The organism is Mesorhizobium sp. M2A.F.Ca.ET.037.01.1.1 (assembly GCF_003998075.1).
In the GTDB taxonomy this organism is placed as follows: Bacteria; Pseudomonadota; Alphaproteobacteria; order Rhizobiales; family Rhizobiaceae; genus Mesorhizobium.
Genome location: NZ_RZSA01000462.1, coordinates 1 through 5,027, shown reverse-complemented (window position 1 = coordinate 5,027; position 5,027 = coordinate 1). Strand labels below are relative to the sequence as shown.

Annotated in this window: 3 protein-coding genes and 3 pseudogenes; all 6 read left to right on the top strand. The window is 59.4% G+C overall.

Translation table 11 applies throughout. The features are described 5' to 3' along the window. Nucleotides 1-283: 283 nt before the first annotated feature. On the top strand, nucleotides 284-1,354 hold the full coding sequence (locus EOA27_RS21480) for an IS110 family transposase (protein WP_127257102.1): 1,071 nt from the start codon (nucleotides 284-286) through the stop codon (nucleotides 1,352-1,354). 394 nt (nucleotides 1,355-1,748) lie between these two features. Continuing rightward, nucleotides 1,749-2,635, top strand: a pseudogene (locus EOA27_RS21475) (IS110 family transposase); the annotation flags it as partial. A 525-nt stretch (nucleotides 2,636-3,160) separates the two neighbouring features. After that, the gene (locus EOA27_RS42245) at nucleotides 3,161-3,334 is read left to right on the top strand and encodes a hypothetical protein (protein ID WP_245491131.1); all 174 of its coding nucleotides are present in this window, start codon (nucleotides 3,161-3,163) and stop codon (nucleotides 3,332-3,334) included. A gap of 101 nt (nucleotides 3,335-3,435) precedes the next feature. Beyond that, nucleotides 3,436-3,717 (top strand): annotated as a pseudogene (locus tag EOA27_RS42240) (reverse transcriptase domain-containing protein); the annotation flags it as partial. 48 nt (nucleotides 3,718-3,765) lie between these two features. Then, nucleotides 3,766-4,512: pseudogene (locus tag EOA27_RS21470) on the top strand (IS5 family transposase). 85 nt (nucleotides 4,513-4,597) lie between these two features. Then, nucleotides 4,598-5,027, top strand: a 430-nt coding sequence (locus EOA27_RS21465; RefSeq protein WP_145970454.1) for a transposase, incomplete at its 3' end; no start/stop codon positions are given.

Sequence of the window (5,027 nt, the reverse complement as noted above, 5' to 3'; positions counted from 1 at the left end):
GTATGAACGGCGCTGCCCGCGCTACGCAAGATGGGGTATCCGGCTTGAGCCTCACCCTTGGACGGCGGTGGATGGTAGGAGAAAGGTGCTGCGCTTCGAGCGATATTAAACGTGCTCATGTTTTGCAACAGCCACAAGCATCGGAAAGGAAGGTGGCATGAAAGAGGTCGCGCCCACTGGAAGGACGGCTCGCTGAGTCGCAGATGATTGCCGGACAATCGCGTATTGCGCGGTTTGGCTTACCTTGCTTGGGTTTTGATGAACTCAATTAAGGAGACAAAGCGTGCCTGCATCTTACGATTATCATATTGGGGTCGATTACCACAAAAGCTTCAGCCACCTGGTAGTTCAGGACTCGGCCGGGAAGACACTGCGGTCCGGGCGGGTGAAGAACGACTGTCAGTCGCTCGGTAGCTTTCTGGAGCGATATCGGGAGAACTCACACGCGGTTGTGGAAGCGACCCGCAACTGGATGGTGATGTACGACTGGCTGGGCGACCTTTGCGACGATGTCGTGCTGGCGCATCCGCTGAAGGTGAAGGCGATCGCCGACGCCAAGATCAAGACGGACAAGATCGATGCGACGGTTCTGGCGCATCTGTTGCGGGCCGATCTTATTCCGCAGGCTTGGGCGCCAGGAGAGAAGGCACGCGAGCTTCGCATCGCGCTGCGCGAGCGCATGTTCTACGTGCGGCTGCGAACAATGGTAAAGAATAGGATCGTGACGGTGTTCGATCGTTATCCGGAACAGACGGCGCAATTGAAGAAGCCGAGCGACCTGTTCGGCAAGGCTGGGCGCAAGCAATTGGCAATGCTCAGCGTGTCGGAGATCGACCGCATCCAGATCAATCGTGGTCTCGACTTCATCAGCGACATCGACGGGCGGATCAAGCAGTCAGAAGCCACCATCCGGGCCATGACGAAGACCAACGGCAATGTGAGGCTGTTGAAGACGATCCCCGGCATTGGCGAGTTCTTCGCCCGGCTGATCGACGCCGAAATTGATGACATCTCCCGGTTCCGCGATGCTAAGAAGCTGGCGGCCTATGCCGGGCTTGTCCCCTCGACCTATTCGAGCGGCGGCAAGACCTATCACGGCAAGATCATCAAGCAGGGCAACAAGTGGCTGCGCTGGGCCTTTGTCGAGGCAGTCGCACCGGCCGTCGCGGCGGATCCGCAGCTTCGATCCCAGTACGAACACTTGAAGTTCAGAGGAGCAAACAAGGCGCGCGTTGCGATCGCGCGCAAGCTTTTGACGATCGCCTTCCAGGTCCTGCGCGACCAGCGCCCCTACGAACGGCGCGGCGCCAACGGCCAGGAAAGAGTATCGTTACCGACATCTCGGCTGTCCTGACGCTGCGCTAGCGAGCCGGCAGCGCCGGACTGCGCTCTTAAGGAAGAATGGGAAGCCGGGAGCCGAACGCCACTATGTGACCGAGCCGATGAGGGGCATCTGGGTCACGGATTGGAGAATGGTTCAGGACCGAAGGACGCAAACAACCGTCCAGCGGACAGAAAGGATTTGGCCGATCGGCTGAAATGCCGGTCAAAACATACCCGAACCCAGGGAAAGCCACGAAAAGCGAGCGTTTTGTCCTTGCATTCTTTCATTGGAGCGCAGCGTGAAGCATTATACGGGCCTTGATGTCTCGGTGAAAGATTGTCGATGAAAAGGGGCAAGAGTGAAGGTTCCCAGCCACCCCGACGACCTGATCGCAGTGTTGCGAGATCCGGCTTGGAATCTTGAGCGGGTTGGTCTTGAAGCCGGACCTTTATCGCAGTGGCTATTCGAGGCCCTAGCCAGGGCCGGCCTGCCGGTGATTTGCATCGAAACGCGCCATGTTAAGGCCTTCCTGAAGGCTCAGCCGAACAAGACCGATCGCAATGATGCACGTGGCATCGCGCAGATGATGCGGGTCAATCTGTACCGCCCTGTGCATGTCAAGACGCTGACGAGCCAGAAGCGGCGAGCTCTGCTGACGGCGCGCAAGCTGCTGCAAGGCAAGGCGATCGCCATTGAAAACGACATTCGCGGACTGTTGCGCAATTTGGGCTGAAGGTCGGCAACGTTGGAGCGGTCAAATTCGAGGAGCGGATTCGCGAGTTGGTCGATGACATGGCGGATCTTCACGAAGTCACGGATCCGCTGCTGACAGCGAGGCATAAGTTGCGTGAGGAATTCTCCCGGTTGCACAAGAAGGTTCTGGACATCTCGCGCAACGATGAGATGTGCCGGCTTCTGATGACGATCCCCGGTGTCGGTCCCGTCGTATCGCTGGCGTTCACGAGCACCATCGACATTCCGCAGCGGTTCAAGAACTCGAAGGCTGTTGGACCGATACTGGGGCTGACGCCGAAGCTCAACGAGTCGGGAGAAAGCAAGCGTGTTGGATGTATATCACTGTGCGGTGACGCGATGATGCGAACGCTGCTTTACGAAGCCGCCCAGACCTTGATGATCAATGTGAGAAAATGGTCATGGCTGAAGGCCTGGGCGATGAACATCGCCAAACGGCGCGGCATGCGAAAGGCCATTGTCGCGCTCGCCCGCAGGCTGGCGGTCATCATGCATCGCATGATGAGTGACGGCACTGAATTTTGCTGGACGCGGGATGATTTGCCAGCCGTCATCTGATCTCAAACGATAACGGCGCGGCATAAAAAGGAGATAACGGGATCCGCAACCCGGCGGATAGGTGTCCGTCGCAGGACGATGGTGAAGTGAGTTCGAAGATCGCTTTGTTCGGTCGTGAAATGACGCTCAGAACGCACGCAAGATTGTTCTACTTCATCATTCTAACCCCATGGTGGGAGGGCCAAAGGCCGATCCCGGAGAGAAGCAAGACCCTGCGAAAGACATCAAAAACCGGAGAAGCGGAAAAGTTCGAAAGCGCTTGACCTTTACCAGCCGAATAGAGAAGCAATAGACATAGGCACCTGTCCGGTCTGCCGGGGTATTGGGCACGGCACGTTGGAAAGGTGATGCGGGTAATCGAGGGAGGCCCGTTCGGCATGAGGGTAGCGGCCTCAACGCAGCCTCCGGGGCGGCGGTGCCGGCGGGAGTCGGACAGGGTCGTACGACCGTTGAGGCCGGGTGATGCCGGCGGAGGGAAGGGCCCTGACTTCTGGTGTGCTTTCGAAGTTGGTGAGGAGGGGGTGATTGGCGACGAGCCTGGAAACACCCGAAAAGATCAGGAACCTGCAGAGGAAGCTGTATCGTAAGGCGAAGGCGGAGCCCGCTTTCCGCTTCTACGTGCTCTACGACAAGATCTGCCGTGAGGACATGCTGCGCCACGCCTATGCGCTGGCCCGCGCCAATGCGGGTTCGGCGTGACCTTTGCGCAGATCGAGGCGGAGGGTGTGGAGAGGTGGCTGGCGGGCCTGCGCGAGGAACTTGTCTCGAAGAGCTACCGGCTGCAGCCGGTGCGACGGGTGATGATCCCGAAGCCGGGGGGCGGCGAACGCCCGCATGGCATCCCGACCATTCGGGACCGGGTGGTTCAGACCGCCGCCAAGCTGGTGCTGGAACCGGTATTCGAGGCGGACTTCGAGGACAATGCCTATGGCTATCGGCCCAGACGTAGTGGGACCGACGCCATCAAGGAAGTGCACCGGCTTGTCTGCCGGGGCTACACGGACGTGGTAGACGCCGATTTGTCGAAATACTTCGACACGATTCCGCATTCGGACCTCCTCAAATCGGTGGCCCGACGCATTGTCGACCGGCACGTGCTGCGGCTGATCAAGCTGTGGCTGAAAGCGCCGATCGAAAATAGCTGGCTGAGCGATCGGCAATGGGCGGCAATCGAGCCTTTGTTGCCGAAAAACCGGCCCGGAGCCCGCCGGGTCGACGATCGTCGCGTCATGGCGGGATTGTTCACGTGCTGAAAGTCGGATGCCGCTGGCAGGATTGCCCGCCCGTCTACGGCCCGCCGACCACGATCTACAACCGGTTTCACCGCTGGGCCGGGCGCGGCCTGTGGCAACGTCTTTTTGCGGCACTCGTCGACGTTAGCCCAGGCGACATGCAGATGATCGACAGCACGACGGCGAAGGCGCACCGCTCGGCAGCCGGCGGAAAAGGGGGGCGCAAATCCAGGCGATCGGCCGCTCGCGCGGCGGCAGGACCACAAAGATCCACGCCATCGTAGATCATCTCGGGCGGCCGCTCGCCTTTGAGATCACGCCCGGACAATTGGGCGACGTTCGCGCCGCGCTCGCTCTAATCGCGGCCGTCCCGCCGGCCTACTTCCTCGCCGCCGACATGGCATACGACAGCGATGGTCTACGAGGCTTTCTTGCCGAAAGAGGGACAACCCCCGTCATCCCCAACAACCCGACCCGTAACGCATCCATCCCTTCGATCCAAGGGCATACCGGCACCGCAACGTCATCGAGCGTATGTTCTGTCGACTCAAGGATTGGCGCCGCATTGCCACCCGATACGACAAACTCGCCGCCAACTTCACAGCCGCCGTCCTCATTGCCGCAATCATCACATGGTGGGCATGATTCTGGAACCTAACACTACTTTGGCAGATTAATCCTCGGTTAACGATGATCTGCGATCTTTGGCACTTCAACAGGGGTGCGAAGGATGGCAGAGCAGGATGCTACCCTGACGGAATGGCTGAAGCCATTCATCGAGAAGCTCGGTCACAAGAAGCGGCGGCAGATGTGTCCGGTGTATATTTCGGGCCTGATCGGGCCGGGAGATCGCAAGAGCATCGAGCCGATGGCGGAACGCCTTGCGCCCGATCGCTACGATCGCCTGCACCATTTCATCTCGGATGGCATTTGGGACGCCGGTCCACTTGAGGCGGAATTGGCGGTGCAGGCCGACAGACTGGTTGGAGCCTCTGATGCGTTTCTGGTGATCGATGATACAGCTCTGCCGAAGAAGGGCGACCATTCTGTCGGGGTCGCACCACAATATGCATCGATGCTTGGCAAGAGAGCCAACTGCCAGACGCTGGTGTCATTGACGCTGGCACACGACGAGGTTCCTGTTCCCGTTGGCCTGCGGC